This window comes from Corynebacterium heidelbergense (assembly GCF_028609845.1).
Lineage (GTDB): Bacteria > Actinomycetota > Actinomycetes > Mycobacteriales > Mycobacteriaceae > Corynebacterium > Corynebacterium heidelbergense.
Genome location: NZ_CP063191.1, coordinates 741321 through 759608 on the forward strand (window position 1 = coordinate 741321; position 18288 = coordinate 759608).

Annotated in this window: 14 protein-coding genes; 6 read left to right on the forward strand and 8 right to left on the reverse strand. The window is 63.4% G+C overall.

Annotation, left to right across the window (positions count from 1 at the left end):
• Positions 1 to 32 precede the first annotated feature (32 nt).
• Positions 33 to 3833, forward strand: coding sequence for an exonuclease domain-containing protein (locus CHEID_RS03310; protein WP_112769811.1), 3801 nt, complete (start codon positions 33 to 35; stop codon positions 3831 to 3833).
• Positions 3834 to 3870: 37 nt separating this feature from the next.
• Here the strand turns inward: CHEID_RS03310 and CHEID_RS03315 are convergent, their stop codons facing one another.
• Both CHEID_RS03315 and CHEID_RS03320 read right to left on the reverse strand, forming a co-directional pair.
• A complete protein-coding gene (locus tag CHEID_RS03315; RefSeq protein WP_273661246.1) occupies positions 3871 to 5700 on the reverse strand; it encodes an ABC-ATPase domain-containing protein in 1830 nt (609 codons plus the stop codon).
• A gap of 11 nt (positions 5701 to 5711) precedes the next feature.
• Positions 5712 to 6284 (reverse strand): type II toxin-antitoxin system PemK/MazF family toxin, encoded by a 573-nt coding sequence (locus CHEID_RS03320; RefSeq protein WP_112768835.1) that lies wholly within the window; start codon positions 6282 to 6284, stop codon positions 5712 to 5714.
• Between the two features lie 173 nt (positions 6285 to 6457).
• Here CHEID_RS03320 and lepA point away from each other — a divergent pair, with 173 nt between their 5' ends.
• Positions 6458 to 8311 (forward strand): translation elongation factor 4, encoded by a 1854-nt coding sequence (gene lepA, locus CHEID_RS03325; RefSeq protein ID WP_112768836.1) that lies wholly within the window; start codon positions 6458 to 6460, stop codon positions 8309 to 8311.
• Positions 8312 to 8376: 65 nt separating this feature from the next.
• Here the strand turns inward: lepA and CHEID_RS03330 are convergent, their stop codons facing one another.
• The 6 genes from CHEID_RS03330 to CHEID_RS03355 all read right to left on the reverse strand — a co-directional run bounded on the left by CHEID_RS03330 (position 8377) and on the right by CHEID_RS03355 (position 13489).
• Entirely contained in the window at positions 8377 to 9606 is a 1230-nt protein-coding gene (locus tag CHEID_RS03330; protein ID WP_112768837.1) for an Nramp family divalent metal transporter, read from the reverse strand.
• A 169-nt stretch (positions 9607 to 9775) separates the two neighbouring features.
• The gene (locus CHEID_RS03335) at positions 9776 to 10525 is read right to left on the reverse strand and encodes a DUF2786 domain-containing protein (protein WP_112768838.1); all 750 of its coding nucleotides are present in this window, start codon (positions 10523 to 10525) and stop codon (positions 9776 to 9778) included.
• 138 nt (positions 10526 to 10663) lie between these two features.
• Complete coding sequence (locus CHEID_RS03340) at positions 10664 to 11437, reverse strand: anti-sigma factor (RefSeq protein WP_181645862.1); 774 nt, start codon at positions 11435 to 11437, stop codon at positions 10664 to 10666.
• A complete protein-coding gene (locus CHEID_RS03345) occupies positions 11424 to 12002 on the reverse strand; it encodes an RNA polymerase sigma factor (RefSeq protein WP_112768840.1) in 579 nt (192 codons plus the stop codon). Before CHEID_RS03345 ends, CHEID_RS03340 begins: the two co-directional genes overlap by 14 nt.
• 23 nt (positions 12003 to 12025) lie before the next feature.
• Positions 12026 to 12655, reverse strand: coding sequence for a class F sortase (locus tag CHEID_RS03350; protein ID WP_112768841.1), 630 nt, complete (start codon positions 12653 to 12655; stop codon positions 12026 to 12028).
• Between the two features lie 30 nt (positions 12656 to 12685).
• The gene (locus CHEID_RS03355; RefSeq protein WP_112768842.1) at positions 12686 to 13489 is read right to left on the reverse strand and encodes a DUF4397 domain-containing protein; all 804 of its coding nucleotides are present in this window, start codon (positions 13487 to 13489) and stop codon (positions 12686 to 12688) included.
• A gap of 559 nt (positions 13490 to 14048) precedes the next feature.
• On the opposite strand from CHEID_RS03355, the gene CHEID_RS03360 reads away from it, so the two are divergent.
• The 4 genes from CHEID_RS03360 to CHEID_RS03375 all read left to right on the forward strand — a co-directional run bounded on the left by CHEID_RS03360 (position 14049) and on the right by CHEID_RS03375 (position 18129).
• Positions 14049 to 14648 (forward strand): metallophosphoesterase, encoded by a 600-nt coding sequence (locus tag CHEID_RS03360; RefSeq protein ID WP_112768844.1) that lies wholly within the window; start codon positions 14049 to 14051, stop codon positions 14646 to 14648.
• Positions 14649 to 14745: 97 nt separating this feature from the next.
• The gene (locus CHEID_RS03365; protein WP_181645863.1) at positions 14746 to 16503 is read left to right on the forward strand and encodes a thiamine pyrophosphate-binding protein; all 1758 of its coding nucleotides are present in this window, start codon (positions 14746 to 14748) and stop codon (positions 16501 to 16503) included.
• Between the two features lie 402 nt (positions 16504 to 16905).
• The gene (locus CHEID_RS03370; RefSeq protein ID WP_112768846.1) at positions 16906 to 17760 is read left to right on the forward strand and encodes a 3-hydroxybutyryl-CoA dehydrogenase; all 855 of its coding nucleotides are present in this window, start codon (positions 16906 to 16908) and stop codon (positions 17758 to 17760) included.
• 174 nt (positions 17761 to 17934) lie between these two features.
• Positions 17935 to 18129, forward strand: coding sequence for a CsbD family protein (locus tag CHEID_RS03375; RefSeq protein WP_112768847.1), 195 nt, complete (start codon positions 17935 to 17937; stop codon positions 18127 to 18129).
• The last annotated feature ends 159 nt before the right edge of the window (positions 18130 to 18288 follow it).

Genomic DNA, 18288 nt, shown 5'->3' on the forward strand with positions numbered 1-18288 from the left:
CCCATACATAGCTAGCGAACGAGGAGAACACCGTGCAGCCAGAGACCGCACCGAGGTATGCCGTGGTGGATGTAGAAACCACCGGCTTTGGACAGCACGACCGGGTGCTGGAGGTCGCCATTGTTCACCTCAACGCCGCCGGTGAAGTGGAGGGCACCTGGAGCACGCTGATCAACCCGGGGCGGGATATTCCCAACTCCCACATCCACGGCATTCATGCCAGGGATGTGTTGCACGCGCCGAGCTTTGGTCAGATTGCCGCGGAGGTTGCGGGTCGGTTGGGTGGTCGAGTTTTCGTTGCGCACAATGCATCCTTTGATTCGCGGATGCTCAGGGCAGAGTTTGATCGTGCGGGCCTGGAGCTGGAGGGGTTGGGCCGGCACTACCACTGCACGATGGTGATAACGGGGGAGGTGCACCCCTACTCCGGGCGCAGCCTGGAGGCGGCGTTGAAGCGGGCGGGGTTGAACAACGAGTGGGCGCATTCGGCCGAGGGGGACGCGCGGGCAACTGCCGCACTGTTTCGCCACTACCTGGACATCGGTGCGCTGAATCCCTCGAGTGCGGTGACTGCCCTGGGGTGGGCGGGAGATAGCGAGCTGAATGAGTCCGGCGCTCCGCGGTCGGTTGCCGTTGTGCAGCGGGAGGATACTCGTTTGCGCATGGGCACCTGGCTGTACCAGCTAGCTTCCGGGTTGCCGTTCAAGGGTCGGCCGCACGTCGACGCGTACGTCGAGCTGTTGCAGCGAGCCCTGGCTGACGAGCAAATCGACGGCGAGGAAGTCGAGGAACTCCTGGACCTGGCCAAGGGGTTGGGAATCAGTCGGGAGGAGGCTGTGCAGATCCACCGGGAGTTCGCCCATTCGCTGGCGCTGCTTGCGTGGGCCGACGGGGTTGTCACCCCCGAGGAGAGGGAGCAGTTGGCGACTACGGCATGCCAGCTCGGGGTCCCGTGGCACGAGGTGGAGCAGTGGCTAGTAGCGCCGCCGGAGCAATCCGATGCGGCCACCGGCCAGGGTGCGGTGAGCCTGCGCGCCGGGGATCGGGTCACGTTCACCGGGCAGTTGGAACTTCCCCGCGAAGTCTGGGAGGAGCGCAGTCGGCTGGCCGGGCTGGAGGTGGGCGGGGTGAGCCGAAAGTCGTCCTGCCTCGTTGCGGCAGACCCCGATTCTGGCAGCGGGAAAGCTCGGCGCGCCAGAGAATTGGGCATCCCCATCATCGACGAGGTCACCTTCGCGTACCTATTGGGCCAGTTGAGCCGGGAACCCGTGGAGGACGACGAGAATGGGCAGCGATTCGACGCGACCCAGGCCGTGCTGGACCGCCAAGACCGGGAATGCCAAAAGCAGGCAGGCGAGAACCAGGCAGGCGAAGACCTGGAATGCAAGGACCGGGCAGGTGAAGACCTAGAAGACAGAGATCAGGCAGGCGAGGACCAGGCAGGCGAAGAGGGGGAAGGCCCGGGCGGGCAAAACCAAGCGGAGCCAAAGCACCACGAGCCGTCGGTCGTTTCTGTGGATGCGCCGGCGAAGGTGGTCGACGTTGTGGCGCGGGTGTTCCCCTGGCTGGCCGAGATCTCGCCGGGGCCGGCGGCTGCCGTCAACGAGCACGGTGAGGCCGATCCCGAGTTGGTTGCGGACCTCTGGATCACCTCGCGGGCCGAACAACCCCTCTCTCGGATGTCGCCCGAGCTCAGCAGCGATACGCTGCCCCGTCTGCTGGAAGGCACCAAGCCCCTCGTTCAGCGGTGGCGGGCGGCCTACCCAGAGCCGCTGAACGCGTCGGTGGAGGACCTCACCCAGCTTGCCGGGGTGGAGCCCACGGCCGTTCGTCACTGGGCGATCGGTGTGGCCCACGAGGCGCTGCACAGTGATGCCTACGCCCGTAGTGCCGAGGCCGACGGTGGGCAAGGCGCGCGGTTGGTGGCGTCCGATATCGAAGACGACCTGGTGGGAGCGGTCTACGACGATTGGAGGCTCTACGACGCAACCGTCGACCAAGGGCTCAAAGAGATGGCCGACGTGCTCAGTTACCTGCGATACCGCAACGGGGACCTGGCCCGGCTGATCGGTCCGGCAACGGGTGATGGGCCTCAGGATCGTCGTCGGGCGCGTTTGCTTGCGCTGCTCGAGGACAAAGACAGCCCGCTGAACGCCGTCCTCGCCAGCGAACGCCCCGCTGCGGCAGAAGTGCTGCGGATGGTCTATCTGGAGGCCGATGAGCGGGAACGGGACCTCATACGCGACCGGATCGGCGCCGTAGAGCCCAAGACTCTGCAGGTCATCGCGGAGCGTTTCGACGTGTCCAGGGAACGGGTGCGCCAGATTGAGACGAAGGTCCGCAAGCGCTTGAGCAAGCTGCTGGAGCAGGGGAGCGTGGCGGATCTGCTGCTGGGGATTCGCGCTCACGCTCACCCGGTGAACTCGCAGGTCGCGATCCTCCAACTGTTTCCGGAACTATCTACCCACGTGGAGGGGTGGGATGCCCCCTTGTGGCAGATACTGGATCAACTGGACGACTCCTTCACCGTCGAGGACGGATGGGTGTGCTACCCCGACTTGGCCGGGGCGGTAGCCACCACGCAACGGGAGCTGGAGGCCGCAGAGAACGAGGATGGGATCGTGGCTATCGATGCCATCGACGATCAACTGGGTGTGCCGCCGGCCCTGGCCCGCGAATGGTTGCTTGCCTGCGGGTTCCCCATCGTCCAGGATCATGTGATCAACCGGAGGGATTCCCAGTCGATCCGCTCCGTGGCGGTGCTGTCCATCGCCGGGGAACCCATGACGGCGGAAGCGATCTTCCGGAGCGCCGGCTCCAGCGTGACCCTCCGAGCCCTGAAGAACGCGCTGAGCGTCAACGACCGCGTTGTGCGGACTGGTGTAGACACCTTCGGCCTGCGGCGGTGGGGACTGGAGGAGTGCACGAAGCTCACCGACATCATCGGGCGGCGCGTGGACGCGGCCGTGGAACAGGCGAGGGCGGACTTGATCAGCGAAGATACCGCCGATGGTGGCCTGCATGCCGGGGGTGCGCAGGACAAGGACAGTGAGACGGACCCCGCGGATCTGCCCACGCCGCGGGTCGGGGTGACCCTCCGCGAACTGCTCGCGGAGTTGCCGGAAAAGTTCGGCGTGGCACCCAGCTCCATCAAGGCCTACGCCGCAACCGGGGAGTTCGAGATCATCGACGGCACCGTCTACCGCCGCGAGAATCCTCAGGTCAACGACGCAGAACCGGAAGAGTCCTCCGGGCTATACCGCCGCGACGGTCAGTGGCAGTTGCTCGCCACCATCACTGCGGATCATTTGCGGGGTTCCGGGTTCGGCGTCCCGGCGGGCATGCCCTGCCTCTGGGCGGTTGAGTTCGGGCAGACGATCACCCTGCCCAGCCGCCTCGGGGATCAGCCCATGACGTGGGGCATGCTGGCGCAGTCTGGCAGCATCCGGCGCTTCTGTGAGGACATGGAGCTGCGCGTTGGGGATCGGGTGTGGATCAGCGACAACAACGGTCAGCGCTTCGAGGTGGAACCGGCGCCGCCGCTGCGGGAGCACACGGGCCTGGCCGCAGTGGCTGCGGCGATGGGCATTGATCCCGAGCAGGTGGGCACCCACCCACAGGAAGATGGGGAGAATCCACAAAAGCACGCTACCCACCCACAAGCAGACGGGGCCGAGGCGGAGGCCCGCCTGGAGGGCCTCATCGCCGAGGCCCTCGGCTTTCCCGCGACCGCCCCGCGCCGGAAGGTCTTGGCCCGGTTGCGCCATCGGCGGGAAAACCGCTTGGTGGAGATCCTCGAGGGGCTGTGGCTGCCGAGGCGCACGGAGGACTAGGCCCCGAACTGCCGAAGCCCCGCCGGGCTTAGCGCTGCTAGATCTCGGCCGAGCGCTGCCGGATCACCGCCGAGCGCAACCGGTTGACCGCCGCGGCGATGTCCTGCCGGCGCGGCAGCGCCAAACGGCCGGGATGCCCCCGGTGTGGGGACAGCGCTTCCACACCGCCGCGTTCCATCTTCGTGAACAGGTGATCTACCAGCTCGGGTAGCGTCGCCCGGCCATCAGCGGCACCGTCGATTCGGGCCAAGGCCGCGGCGATCGCCCTGGTCTGGGACACGTCCACTAGCTGCTTCACGGCACCCAGATCCAAGAACACGTCGCCCACCCGGATCGTGTCCAGCCCCTTGGCCTGCGGCGGCTTTGGTCCCCGTGGACCTCGTGGACCTCGCGAATCTCCATTCCCGCGCGATCCTTGCCTCTCCCGGTCCCCATGCGATCCCCGTGAATCTCCGCCCTGCCCCTGCCCCGTGCCAAGCCCCACCACAACCCGCGCCCCAGCGCCGTGACCCCCACTCCCGCCACCCGGGATGGGATGGGAGCACGCGGCTACCGCGGATGGGTCGGCCAAGTCTCGGGCAGCGGAGGTCACGTCCACCGGCTGGTACGCGTCGAGCTGGATGACGGTATCGGCGGCGTCGATAAAAGCCCCAGAACCCCCGGCGACCAGTACGGTCGAAACCCCATGGTCCTCCCACAACCCCCGGACGTGGTCGATGAGCGGGGTGATCGGTTCCTTGGTACTCGGCACCAACCGCCGCATCCGCTCGTCGCGGATCATGAAGTTTGTCGCGGAGGTGTCCTCGTCGATGAGCAATGTCCTGGCGCCCGCCTCCAGCGCCTCGATCAACCCGGCGGCCTGTGATGTGGAACCGGAGGCATTCGTCGTACGGAACTCACGCGTGTCCGCCCCCGACGGCAGATCCCGGATAAAAGGGGACACGTCCACGTTCGTCACCGCCCGCCCATCCTCGGCCCGCAGGCTCACAGCGGTGGGGTCCGCGATCGCGAATTCGCGCCCATCGCCCCGGACGTGGTCATACACCCCCAGCTCCAGGGCCCGCAGGACCGTGGACTTACCGTGATAACCACCGCCGACGATGAGGGTAACGCCCGCGGGAATTCCCATGCCCGTCACCGTGCGGCCGGAGGGCAGGTCGAAGCTGGCCCGCAGGCTCTCCGGTGCGGCGAAGGGCACCGCGTTGTCCAGCGGCAGGTCGCTATTGCCGGCCGCCCGGGGCAACACGGCGCCGTCGGCGATGAAGCCCACCAGCCCGCGCCCGGGGAGCTGTTCACGCAGGGCATTCTGGTCCCTGGCGAGGTCCAGGTGTGGTTGTATTGCGGACGCCAATTCCCCCGGCGTCTCCTGGAGCATCAGCGCATCGTCCACGACGTCCGGCAAAGCTTCCGTGAGAAGGCGCCGGGCTGCGTGCCCCATGATGCGTCGACCCCGCGCGGGCAGGGCGGCTTCTAAGCGCAGGCGAAGGACGGGGGAGGGTCCGCTCAGGTCGCGGACCACGCTGGCGCGCTCGAGAACCTGCTGGCCGGGCGCGTCGATGCTGAGGTGCCCGTCGGCCTTGCCGCCGGACTTGGCACCGTGGCGGGCGATGGCGGCGGACAGGTATCGCGCGAGTTGGTCGGTGGTGGCGCGCGCGGAGGTGGCGTTTGCAAAGAAATTATCCGGAAGCCCCACCATCTCTAGTGGGACAATGACCTGGATGAGGGACGGCGGGGCAAAAAGATCCGATTGGACCTTGTCGACGGATAAGCGGAGGTCATCGTCGAGCTGGTGCAGGCCCGATAGGCGCTTGTAGGCGCCGTAGCTGGCACCGTCGAGCTGAGCAAGGGTAGAGGCGAGGGAAGTCATCGCCGGTCATGCTAGCGCCATCCGTAGTCGTTGCGCAGACGCGCCGAGATCCGGTCGAAGCGACGCTCCGGCATGGAGACCCCACGCCGCAGGATCTGCGATTCCGGCACCTCGATGAGCTTATCCAGGCGGATCCAACTTTCCCCGCCGCGGTTTTCCCACGGGCCGGAGCCAATGGGCAGCCAGTTGTCCTCGCTGAGGTGGTCTTTGTTCTCACTGATGAGCAACGTGAGCAGGGTGTGGCCATTGCGACCGATGATGAGGACCGCCCGGCTTTCCATCTCCCCTCCGCGCCGAGGGCGGATATCCACCCACACCACTTCCCCCGGGTCCGCCTGCCCATCCATGTCGGGGGCATACATCACCGAGCGGGCATGATTGGCCGTGGGGGTTTTCACCGTCGTATCCGTCTGGAGCTGCGCGGCGAATGGCTGAGTGTTGAGGCCTAGCTGGGAGTTGAGCTTGTCCAGGCCCTCCGACAGACTGCCGCGGTGGCTGAAGTACCTGTGGATGAAGCGCGACCACGGGTTCTCCTCCGGGCGCGCGGGATCCTCGGGGCGGGGAGATGAGGCGGCCTCGGACATAGTTTCCACCCTATCGCCGTGTTGGGCGGGCGTCACCTGGTTGCTAACGCTTCGCTAGCGCGGTCGGCTGGCACGGCAGCCGGGGGGCGCTGCGTTGGCGCGGCGGTCGGTAGGGGGTTGACGGGTGTGGCGATAGTAAGGTTTGAACGAGTTACCCACCAGGAGGACCAAGCATGGCAAAAGCGCAGGAGAACTACGCGACTACGACGTTTACCGACCCGTCGCGCATTCGAAACTTCTGCATCATTGCCCACATCGATCATGGTAAGTCCACCCTTGCCGACCGTATCCTCGGTCTGTCTGGGGTGGTGGATGACCGCGATATGCGCGCCCAGTACCTGGACAACATGGATATCGAGCGGGAGCGTGGGATCACCATCAAGGCTCAGAACGTCCGCCTGCCGTGGGTGCCGCGTTCTGGGGAGCATGCCGGGCAAGAGCTCGTGCTGCACCTCATTGACACCCCCGGGCACGTGGACTTCACCTATGAGGTCTCCCGCGCCCTGGATGCCTGCGAGGGGGCTATCTTGCTTGTGGACGCCGCCCAGGGGATTGAGGCCCAGACACTAGCCAACCTGTACCTGGCCATGGAAAACGACCTGGAGATCATTCCGGTCCTCAACAAGATTGACCTCCCGGCGGCGGATCCGGACAAGTACTCCCTAGAGCTGGCGCACATCATCGGCTGCGAGCCGGAAGAAGTCCTGCGGGTTTCCGGCAAGACGGGGGAGGGGGTGGAGGCGCTTCTGGATCGGGTGTGTGAGTTGGTTCCCCCGCCTAGTGGGGACGCCAATGCCCCCGCGCGCGCCATGATCTTCGACTCGGTGTACGACATCTACCGGGGAGTGGTCACCTACGTCCGCATGATGGACGGCCGCCTGGAGGCGCGCCAGAAGATCAAAATGATGAGCACCGGCGCGACCCACGAGACCCTGGAGATCGGGGTAGTCTCGCCGGAGCCGGTGAAGACAAAGGGCCTGGGCGTGGGTGAGGTTGGCTACATCATCACCGGCGTGAAGGACGTGCGGCAATCGAAGGTGGGGGACACGATCACGTGGGCCGTTCACGGAGCGGAGCAAGCGCTGAAGGGGTACGAGGAGCCGACCCCCATGGTTTACTCCGGGCTATTCCCCATCTCCGCGAACCAGTACCCGGACTTGCGAGAGGCCATCGAGAAGCTGCAGCTCAACGATGCCTCGCTGACCTTCGAACCGGAGACGTCCGTGGCCCTGGGCTTTGGCTTCCGGTGCGGGTTCCTGGGGCTGTTGCACATGGAGATCACCCGCACGCGCTTAGAGCGGGAGTTTGGGTTGGACCTTATCTCCACGGCACCCAGCGTGGTCTACCGCGTGGTCAGTGAGGACGGCAGTGAGCAGTTTGTGCGAAACCCCAGCGACTGGCCGGGCGGGAAGCTGCGTGAAGTCTACGAGCCAATGGTCAACATGACCATCATCGTGCCCGAAGAGTTCCTCGGCGGGACGATGGAGCTGTGCCAATCTAAGCGCGGCCAGATGAAGAACATGGACTTCCTTTCCCAGGATCGCGTGGAATTGCGCTATCTCATGCCCCTAGGCGAAATAATTTTTGACTTTTTCGACATGTTGAAGTCCCGGACTAGGGGCTACGCCTCCCTAAACTACGAGGACGCCGGGGAGCAGCTTGCAGACCTGGTCAAGGTGGATATCCTGCTTCAGGGGGACCCGGTGGATGCCTTCAGCGCTATCGTCCACCGCGACAATGCCCAGTGGTACGGCAACAAAATGACGGTGAAGCTCAAGGAGCTCATCCCGCGCCAGCAGTTCGAGGTGCCCGTCCAAGCGGCTATCGGGGCAAAGATCATCGCGCGCGAAAACATCCGAGCGCTGCGCAAGGATGTGCTGGCCAAGTGCTACGGCGGCGACGTGTCCCGGAAGCGCAAACTGCTGGAGAAACAGAAGGAGGGCAAAAAGCGCATGAAGTCCATCGGCTCCGTGTCCGTGCCCCAGGAAGCCTTTGTGGCCGCGCTGTCCACGGACGAGGGGAAATAACGGTGCCCTCGGCTGGGTGGCCGGTATTGCCCTAGTTGTGTAAGTGGCGCTGTCCGCTCAGGAGGTTAGGCCTCACCGAGTGCGGTCAGCACCACGAGGGCTACGTTGAGTAGCACGATGACGCCGCAGGAGACCCAGGCGATGGAGCGGATGAGCGGGGAGTTAACCAATCGGCCCATAATCGTGGGGGAGGAGGTCGCCCGAACAAGCGGGACGGCTGCGAAGGGAATGCCGAGGCTCAAGGCCACCTGGCTCATCACCAAAGCCCACGTCGGTTCCACCCCCAGGAAAAGGATGATGATTGCCGGTGCCAGGGTCACCAAGCGTTGCGCCCACACGGGGATCTTGATGCGCAGCAGGTCCCGCGTTACCGAAGATCCGGCATAGGCCCCCACGGAGGCCGAGGCCAGCCCGGACGCCAACAAACCCACGGCGAAGATGGTGGCCACCATGCCCCCGAGGCCAGAAGCGATGGCAGCGTGGGCCCCTTCGATGGTGTCCGTGTTCTCGGCCCCGCTCAAGGACGCGGCGGCGAGGAGCAGCATGGCGACGTTGACGGAACCGGCGAGTGCGAGGGCGAGGACCACGTCCAGGCGAGTGGCCCGCAGCAGTTGCTTGCGGCGTTCGTGCTCGTCCGATCCGCCGAAGCGGTCGTTGATGAGGCTGGAGTGCATATAGATCGCATGGGGCATGATCGTTGCGCCCAGCATGGAAGTGGCCAAGAGCAGGGAGTCCGTTCCGGCAAGCCGGGGCAGCAATCCGCCGATCATCTGCGTGGGGGAGAACCCGGAGAAGAACAGGCCGGTGACGAATCCGATCGTGATGACCGCGAGAAAGGCCATGATGATGCGTTCGAAGGTCCGCTGGCCCCCGTGCTGCTGTGATTGCAGTACGGCCATGGAGATCGCCCCGATGATGATGCCGCCGAGAGGCAGCGGAACCCCGAACAGCAGTTTGAGGGCGATCGCCCCACCAATGACCTCCGCAATATCCGTGGCCATTGCGATGAACTGTGCCTGCATCCAATAGGCGGTGGTGGTCTTCGGCCCCATCCGGTCCGCCGCGACGGAGGCCAGGGATCGCCCGGTGGCAATGCCGAGTTTCGCCGAGAGGTACTGGAAAAGCACCGCCATGACGTTCGCGAGGATCAGCACCCACACCAGGAGGTAGCCGTAGCGAGCTCCGGCAGTCAGATTGGCGGCTACGTTGCCGGGGTCTACGTAGGCGATAGCGGCAACGAAGGCAGGTCCCAGCAGTCGCCACAGGCCAGGGGCCCTTTCGGAGCCCGGCGTCATCGGCCCCCCGGTAGTCGGGGTTCGCTTGGCCCTACGAAAGAGTTCAATATCACGAACATTCACGTTGTGCACCTTACGCCGTACCGAGGAAAGTTGGCCAGCCCGACCCCAGCAACCCGGCGACCAGTCTCCGCGCACCCGTTCATCGGGCCACTGCGCCCGGGCAGGCTCACACCGCCCGGCCACGCCCCAGCGCCCGTACCCCCCGCTGCACCCGCTGCTGTCCTAAATCCATTCCGGCACCCGCCTGGACCCCGGCCTGGTAGCTGAACGGATCAAAAGTCCGGGGTCTGCCCTGGCTGAGGTCCGTTTTCAAGCCAGGGAACTTCTCCCGCGCTGCTGCATAGGCTTGCTTGCGATCATCTTGGAGCGCCACAACCCCCCGGGCCGCGCTAGTTTGGGATTCAAATTGCGGGGCGTGCTTCATCTCAATGGCCTCCAGGCGAGAGCCAACGCTATGGATGAACCCCCGCATCCAGGAACGCTTCTGAGTTTGCGGGCTGGTGTGCGCAAACCCGCACGTGGGTGGAGCTTTGCTTGCTCCGACAATCATGTGCCCACTCAGCAGAGTGTGGAGCATCATCACACGCTCGATGTGATGGTCTCGGCCAAATACGAAGGCTTGATGCACCTTCGTACTGCGCCGCAGTTTCAACCGGACGACCTGGCAATGCAACGCGTGAGCCAGGGTGTTGAGCAGCTCAAACTGCATGTCGGTGTATGTGCCCGCGAAGTTCACCTGTTGGTCTGCGGTGTGGCTAGTTTTGTCCTCCGCCGCCTCGCGGGAGGCCTCCACTCCGTACTGGGCCATGAGCTCGAACGCTTTATCGCGAAAGGAGTCACCCTCGGGGGTACCCTCTCGGTCCGCCGCCTGCCGCAGCAGCTTTTCTACTTTGTCCTGCACCTGCGTCAGCTTCATATCTGAATAATCCCTCAACGTGTCGGCCGTTGTGTGAGGGACAGTAGCATTTCCGCCACTGACCACCCTCGTGCCCTAGAATTACACAGACCGCGACGCACTACACCGTAAAGATCCAGGGGTGACTTACACTAACACTCACCTGATGGCCGCCCGGGCGATAGAGTGGCCGGAATGGAGTGGATCTCCGTCAAGAGTCTCATTTGAGACATCAACCACGGTGTAACCGCTTTCCAGGACAGAGTCGGTCACAGGCAATGACGTCCCCGAGGTCTGGTTAAGCAAACCGAGGGATATCATGCGTTGACCATCCTTGTTGAGCAACCACACTTCGATTTCCTGATCCTTGGGAGTGCTAACGCCAGGCATCTGTACAAGAATATGCTGCGTCGAGTCTGTCTCGCTCTTGATCAACTCCACGGAACCAACGCTATTTTTCCCATCGAGGCTTTCGAGTTCTGCAGAAGACAAAACCACCTCGGGTGGGATCGTCGTTTCACTCCGGTGAAACGAGGGAACAAAAGCGTAGAGAATTAATAGGCAAGCGGCGGCACTCATAGCAACAGTGAGCCTACCAAGATGGGCGAATCCCAGAAAGTTTTTTTTGAAAACACCTTCCCGATTGCCAGACCAGGGGAGCGACAGACTGCGGATCTTGGGGCTGCGATCGAAACGTGATCTCGTAGTTTCATCAAGACAGCTGACGCCTGCATTATCCAGTGTGTATCCCTCGGACGAAAGCTGGGCGCCAGCGTTACGGATGTGAGTGCAAAATGAAACTAAGTTTGCGCAGTCCGGACAATTCTCGAGGTGGGATGCTTCCGCATTTGTAAAACTGTTCCTGCCGCCTGTTGTTAGGCGATCAAGAATGTCATCGGATGTGAGATGGCCACCGCTGTTACTTTCGTTCAAGGATATCGGCCAATCTGCTTCTCAGGAGTGGTATGGTGCGCCTGATATGGCTTTTGACCGTCCCCAGGGGGACATTCAGGCGCTCGGATATTTTCTGGCTAGATAGCCCCTCAACTAGAGATAGCCACATTATTGCCGATCGGGGTTGACCTAGAGAAGAAAGTTCATTGACAAGAGTCATTCTCAATGCCACATCGAATGTTTCTGATAATGCGCTTTGAGTGGCCTCTTCGATGCTCTTGTCGAAAATTAGCTTAGACCTATAGCGAAGTTTCCGAACGTCGGCGATGGTGTTTTTCAGGATTCCCACTAGCCAACCCGGCAGAGATGAGTCGGTAACCTTGAGGGTGTGCCGAGAACGCCATGCACCGAAGAAGGTCAGCTGCACAGCTTCTTCGGCGTCTTCCTTCGACCCTAGAGCGCGGTATGCGATGTTGTAGAGCAGGGAATGCCAAAGGTCGTGTGCCTCTCGGAGACCGCGTTCATCTCCGGCACTAATTTTCTTCGCGATAGAAAGCCGCTTTTCGGCGTCTCCATCATCCTTATATCTGCTGGATCTATGCATAGTGACGCTGCGCGTCAATCCTCTTAGCTCTTTGGAACAGCTGTGGCGATGATGTTGTCGGTGTAGTTGCGAGCAGCGGCGTCAAAAGGACCTCCGCAAGTGATGAGCTTCAATCGCAGGGGCCCGGTCCGGTCGAACACCTCTTGAAAATCTATTTGGTCCTTCGGTTTTTCTTCGACCTGTTCGATGGAGAAAGTCTGAGTCCCAGTACGGTTCCGGAGGCGGATCTCGTCTCCCTCGCGCAGTTCTTTCAGCCGAGCGAAGGGCCCCGTTCCCGATTCCCTTCCGTCTACGTGCGCGGCTAGAACTATCGATCCAGCTGGTGAGTCGAGATCAGGACCAAACTTATACCAGCCGGCTACACCAGGGTCTTCCGGGATAGCCATCTCTGATTTCTCGTCCACACCCACGGGTACAACTGGCATGTCAACGTTCCACTCTGGAACGGTTAGTGCCTCTGGTGCCCCGAGCGGTGGCTGCTCAGTTCCTTCGGCTGCCTCCGCGGTTGTGTCGTCCGCGGTTGCAGCCGCTCTACCGTCGGGCGACTCTACCTCATTTGGTTGCCCGCGAAAGTAAAGCACACCGGCTGCAAGAATCAAGATCGCAGAAAGCGCCAGCAGAATTTTGCTGAAACTCCCGCTGGCGCTTTTCAAGGTGTGCTCTTGTTCTGCTGTTACCGGGGGTTAGGCCGACTTGCGTCGGATAATCACGGCCCCAGCTGCAGCCGCTGCGGAGAGCGCGACCAAGCCCGCGGCGACGGTGACTGACGTGTTGTCTGCGGCACCGCCGTTACCGGCTGGAACGCCCATTGGGGCGGAGTGGAGGCCACCGACAGTTTGGGTTGCGAGTTGCAAGTTGTTGTCCTTCGCGCTGCCCCATGCGTAAACGATCGTGTTCTGGCCTTCAACCAGATCGAGGTTCGCCGGGCCGAGGACGACCTGATCGGTACCAGCGAGCACGACGTCTGCCGAAGCGGTGCCAGCAGGGACGTCAGCTTTGCCCTCATTCGGGTTGGTGACGTTCTTGAACACTGGCTTAGCGTCCGCACGAATGTCTACGGCTGGTGCCGCAGCGATGTGGCGGGCGGTCAGGCGAGCCTGACCCGGCGCGGTCGGCGTGGTGTCGTTAACGAATGGGGTCAGCTCAGGCTTGCCAGCTTCGTCCAGGTGAGCAGCAACCGTGATATTTGCGTTTGCGGGAACCTGTACGTCGTTTGCCTCGACGATGGCTTCACCGTCTTTGCCTGCATCCGGTGCAGTGACCTTGAGGTCATAGTCTCCAGCAGGGAGAGTCAGCGGGTCGGTGAGCGTACCCGGCTTGAAGTCCTCGAGTGTGAGATCGCCGTTGACGTACACGTCCACTGTCGCGTCAGGCACCGCGTGGAGCACAGATACCTGGGCATTCCCACCTTGTGCGAGCGCGGGAGCCGCGCCGAAAATCATAGAACCGGCGGCTAGGGCCGTGATGGTGGCAGTCTTTTTGAGCATGTGTCTCCTCTGAGTGGCCCGACGTTCCGGGGAACCTTGTAGATGAAACTTTTTCTCACCCACTACCCACTTCTTCTTGTTTGCAGCACATTTTGGATGCAGCATCGTGAAAAAATTTCTGGCGCGTGCAACTACGAGCTTGAGCCGCATTGTCGAACCGTCCTCGGCACGTGTGCGGAGCATCTGTGTCCCCGGTGATCGGTTGCCCGCTCAGCAGAGTCTGTATCGCATCGGCCAACATGCTGAGCAGTTCAAACAGCTTCTCGCTGAAGGCATCGCCCTCCGAGGTGCCCTCTCGGTCTGCCGCCTGCCGCCTCACTTTTTCCAGTTGGTTTTGATGGTGTTGAGCCGGGTCTCGTCGACACTAGAGCTGTTGTCGATCTCGTCCTGCTCTATCTTTGCGTACCCCGCGCTTCGTAGTGGTCCGTCGCAGCCGTACGGTCGGCCGCAGGTGGGAACACCCCGCTAGGGTGGAGTGGCGGATCCCCGCCGGAGGCGGTTTTCCCTACCCATTCACTGCCGTGCGGGCGCGCACCAAGGCGGAAGGAAGGTACCTACCTTGACCACCTGGATCACCGCTGACCTTCACCTGGGCCACCCTTTCGTGGCCAAGCTGCGCGGTTACCCGGACGTCTTACAACACGACCGCATCATTGTGGATAACCTCCGCGCCGCCTTGCGGCCGGGGGATGTGTTGTGGATGCTCGGCGATATTTCCTCCGGGTGGGGCCCGCAGGAGGAAAGGGCTCTGGATGTTTTGGACGCCACCTTCCGCGCGCTACGGGAAACCCCCGCCGGCTTTTCCGTGCACCTCATCGCGGGCAACCACGATACGTGCAACCCTCTGCACCCGGAATCGCACTTGCGGCAGCGCCGCTTCCTGGACGTTTTCGACAGCGTGCAGACTTTTCAGATGGTGGAGTGGGGCGGGGAACAGGTGTACCTCAGCCACTTCCCGCGCCCCGGCTATGAGCACGACAATATGGAATCTCGCTACGACGAGCTGCGGTTGGACGTGCCGTTGTTGGTCCATGGGCACCTGCATTCCAGCCGCCCGGTCACCGGCCACGGGATGGTGGATGTGGGGGTGGAGGCCTGGGACCTCCACCCGGTGCCCGCGAAGGTTGTCCAGCAGACGTTGTTTACGCAATCGCTGTAGCAAGGCGCGTGGCCGCTGCTACGCCCCTCCATTCCCCTCTCGGGGCAGCAGTCTTGCCACACCGAGAATGTCCCGCCCAGCGGTTAAACTCCTGTGCGTGCACAACCCAGATCACAGTGACGCTGTCGCAACCCCCGACCTCCCGGCGCCCAGCAACATCTCGGAAGCCATCGCCCAGGTGGTCCGCGAGGCGGGCGCCCACGTCTTCGGGCTGGTGGGCAACGGCAACATTCACTTCGTCAACGCCCTGCCCGCATCGGCCGAGCTGTACACATCCACCCGGCATGAGGCCGGGGCCATTGCTGCGGCTGACGCCTACTACCGCTGTACCGGCGAAATCGCCGTGGCCAGTACAACCTACGGCCCGGGTTTCACGAATGCACTGACCCCGCTGTCCGAAGCGCAGGCCGCGCGCATCCCCATGGTGTGCATCATGGGTGATGTACCCACCACGGGTCTGCGTCCGATTGATGTGGACCAGCGGGCGATTCTCTCCGCGCTCGGGGTGCGCTACCTCACCGCGCAGCCCCACAATGGCGCCGACATCGCGCGCCGGGCTTTCGAGCTCGCCAGGCGCTTGAGTGTCCCGGTCGTTGTTCTCACCCCCCACGATCAGTGCGCCGCACCCCTCGAGGATGCCGAGGCCCCAGCGGATTGTTGCGGCTCCGATGAAACTCGCGAGCCAGCGCGGACGGGGGACGGCTCGGAGAGCCTCGACGACTCCGCAGCCGATCCCACTGCCGCCGTTGAGGAGGTCGCACGTGCCCTCCGCGCCGCCCAGCGGCCTCTCGTCTTGGTGGGTAGGGCAGTGGTGGAAACGGGCACTTCCGATCTCGTGGAGCGCATTGGGGCCGCCACCGGCGCCCTGTTCCTCACCAGCGCCATGGCCCGCGAATGCATCGGCCCCGACTTCAGCCTAGGCATCGCCGGTGGCTACACCCACCGCGGGAGACTGCCGACCGTCCGAAGCGCGGATCTCGTGCTCGTCCTCGGGGCCAGCCTCAACCTGCTGCAAACTCGCAAGGGGACCCTCTTCGGTACGGATGCGCAGATCATCCAGGTGGATCGCGAGTTCCGCCAGGGATTTATTGCGGTCGACCGGCGCGTCCAAGCAGACGTGCGCGATTTCCTCCCGCGCCTGGTCGATGTCTTGGGGACGCCACCACCGCGCGCGGTGGGGTGGCGTCGTGAGATAGGAACCATCCCACCGGCCGAGACGGAGCAGGCAGACCCCGGCTGCTTCGGCACCCGAGGGCCCGACGGCAAACTGGACCCCCGACATGCTCTGCGCCGCCTGAACGATCTGCTACCCCGCAACCGCACGGTCGTGACGGACGGGGGCCACTTCCTGGGATGGGTACCGAAGTACATCGACTGCCCGGACCCCAGGTCTACGGTGCTGGTGGGCACGGCGGTGATGACGATTGGGCTCGGGCTGGCCTCTGCGGTGGGCACGGCGGTGGGGCGGCAGGACCGCTGCACCACCCTGTTCACGGGCGATGGTGGGACCCTCATGGCGCTAGCAGACCTGGACACGCTCCTCCGCGTCGGGAGGCTGCACCAGGTGCCGGGGGAGCCGGCGGCGGTGATTACCGTGCTCAACGACGAGGCCTATGGGGCGGAGGTGCACCAGTACGTCCCGCAGGGCCTGGACGATGCCGCGATGCTCGTTCACGGGCAGCGATTCGCCGCGATGGGGGACCCCTGGGGAGCGCCCGGGCTCACCGTGGAGGATCCGGAGCAGCTGGCAGAAGGCGGGGAGGTCCAACGCTTCCTTGCGGACCACAGTGGGCAGGTCTGCATTCTGGACGTGCGGATCTCCCGGGATGTCATTGCGGACTTTTTGCGGGAGTAAGCGGGCTTTTGGGCTAGTGGTCTCGAGGTTCGGCTCTGTTCCCTCACCGCCGCGTAAGGACCAGAAGCAGGGCGACAGCGCATAACAACGGCGCCCCGCAGATCACTAGCGTGGTCCACGAGGCGCCGTTGCCGACGTTTCAGAGGAGAAATGACCGCTCGTATAGAACCCTTTCTGTTGGTGATATCTAACCGGTGATTCACACCGTAGGGGCCCACCATAGGAGGACCCTGAGGGGCCACTTGAAGGTCACTATCCGTTCAGTAGCGGTTCAGTGGACAAGCGGGTCTTGCATGGCGGGCTGCAGCTCGGGGGCAGGGGGAGAGCGCTCACCAGCCGGTGGGCCGCGCGCGTATGGTTGAAACCGCAAGCCAGACGAACAAAAGCGCAAAAGGAGCGACAATGGTTCAGCGAGTGGGAATTATCGGTGCAGGGCAGATGGGCTCCGGCATCGCGGAGGTCGCCGCCAAGGCGGGTAGCGACGTGCTGGTGTGGGAAGCCAAGCAGGAGTTCGCCGATGCCGGTAAGGCTCGCATCGAAAAGTCCCTGGCCAAGGGCGTGGAGCGCGGCAAGCTCTCCGAAGAGGACAAGAACGCCGCCCTCGGTCGCCTGACCTTCACGACCGAGCTGAAGGACTTCGCCGACCGCGAGCTGGTCATCGAAGCCATCGTGGAGGACGAGAAGATCAAGAAGGACGTTTTCGCCCAGCTCGACAAGATCGTCGAGGATGAGAAGGCAGCCCTGTGCTCCAACACCTCCTCCCTTCCCATCCAGACCATCGCGTCCGCCACCAAGAACCCCGGCCGCGTTCTGGGGCTGCACTTCTTCAACCCGGTGCCAGTGCTGCCGCTGGTGGAGGTCATTCCCGCTCTCACCACCGACTCGGAGGTCGTGCAGCGCGCGGAGGGCTACGCCACGGAGGCCCTCGGCAAGACCGCTATCCACGCTAAGGACCGCTCCGGGTTCATCGTGAACTTCCTGCTGGTGCCCTACATGCTCTCCGCCGTGCGCATGGTGGAACAGGGCGTGGCCACCAAGGAGGACATCGATACCGGCATGAAGCTGGGTGCCGCCCACCCGATGGGCCCGCTGACCCTGGCGGACATGGTCGGCCTGGACACCTGCGCCTTCATCGCGGACGTGATGTACAAGGAATACGGCGAGCCCTCCTACGCTTGCCCCCCGCTGCTGCGCCGCATGGTTCAGGCCGGACACACCGGGCGCAAGTCCGGCAAGGGCTTCTACGATTACAACTAAAATCAAACTCGCCCGTGATGCGCTGAACTGCGGTTTTGGTGTTTCGGCGCCTGGAATATTCGCGGTTCGTACCAGTGCAGCGGGCGTGTGCGTATAGTTGTATGCACAACGTTGGCCAACCAACCCAGGCTGGCTCGTTTCGAATTTCGATGATTCATCCTTTTAGGAGGACATATGTCTACTGATGAGCTGAAGAACAAGGCTGAGCAGTTCGGCGGCAAGGCCAAGGAGGCCGCTGGCGACGCTACCGGCAACGAGTCCCTGAAGTCCGAGGGCAAGGCCGACCAGGGCGCTGGCAAGGTCAAGGAGAAGGCCAACGAGGCTAAGAACAAGGTCGCTGGCAAGCTCAACGACATCCTCGACAACTAGGGGTAACCGCCCGGGCTCGGACCCTGACCAGCCCGCCGCGTTCTCGGCCCTCCCCCGGCCGGACGTGGCGCCCGTTATTACGAGCTCGTAGTGCACTGAACCGCCCCCGCTGTTTTCGGACAGGCGGGGGCGGTTTAGTTTGTGCCGAAGGTGGGGAAA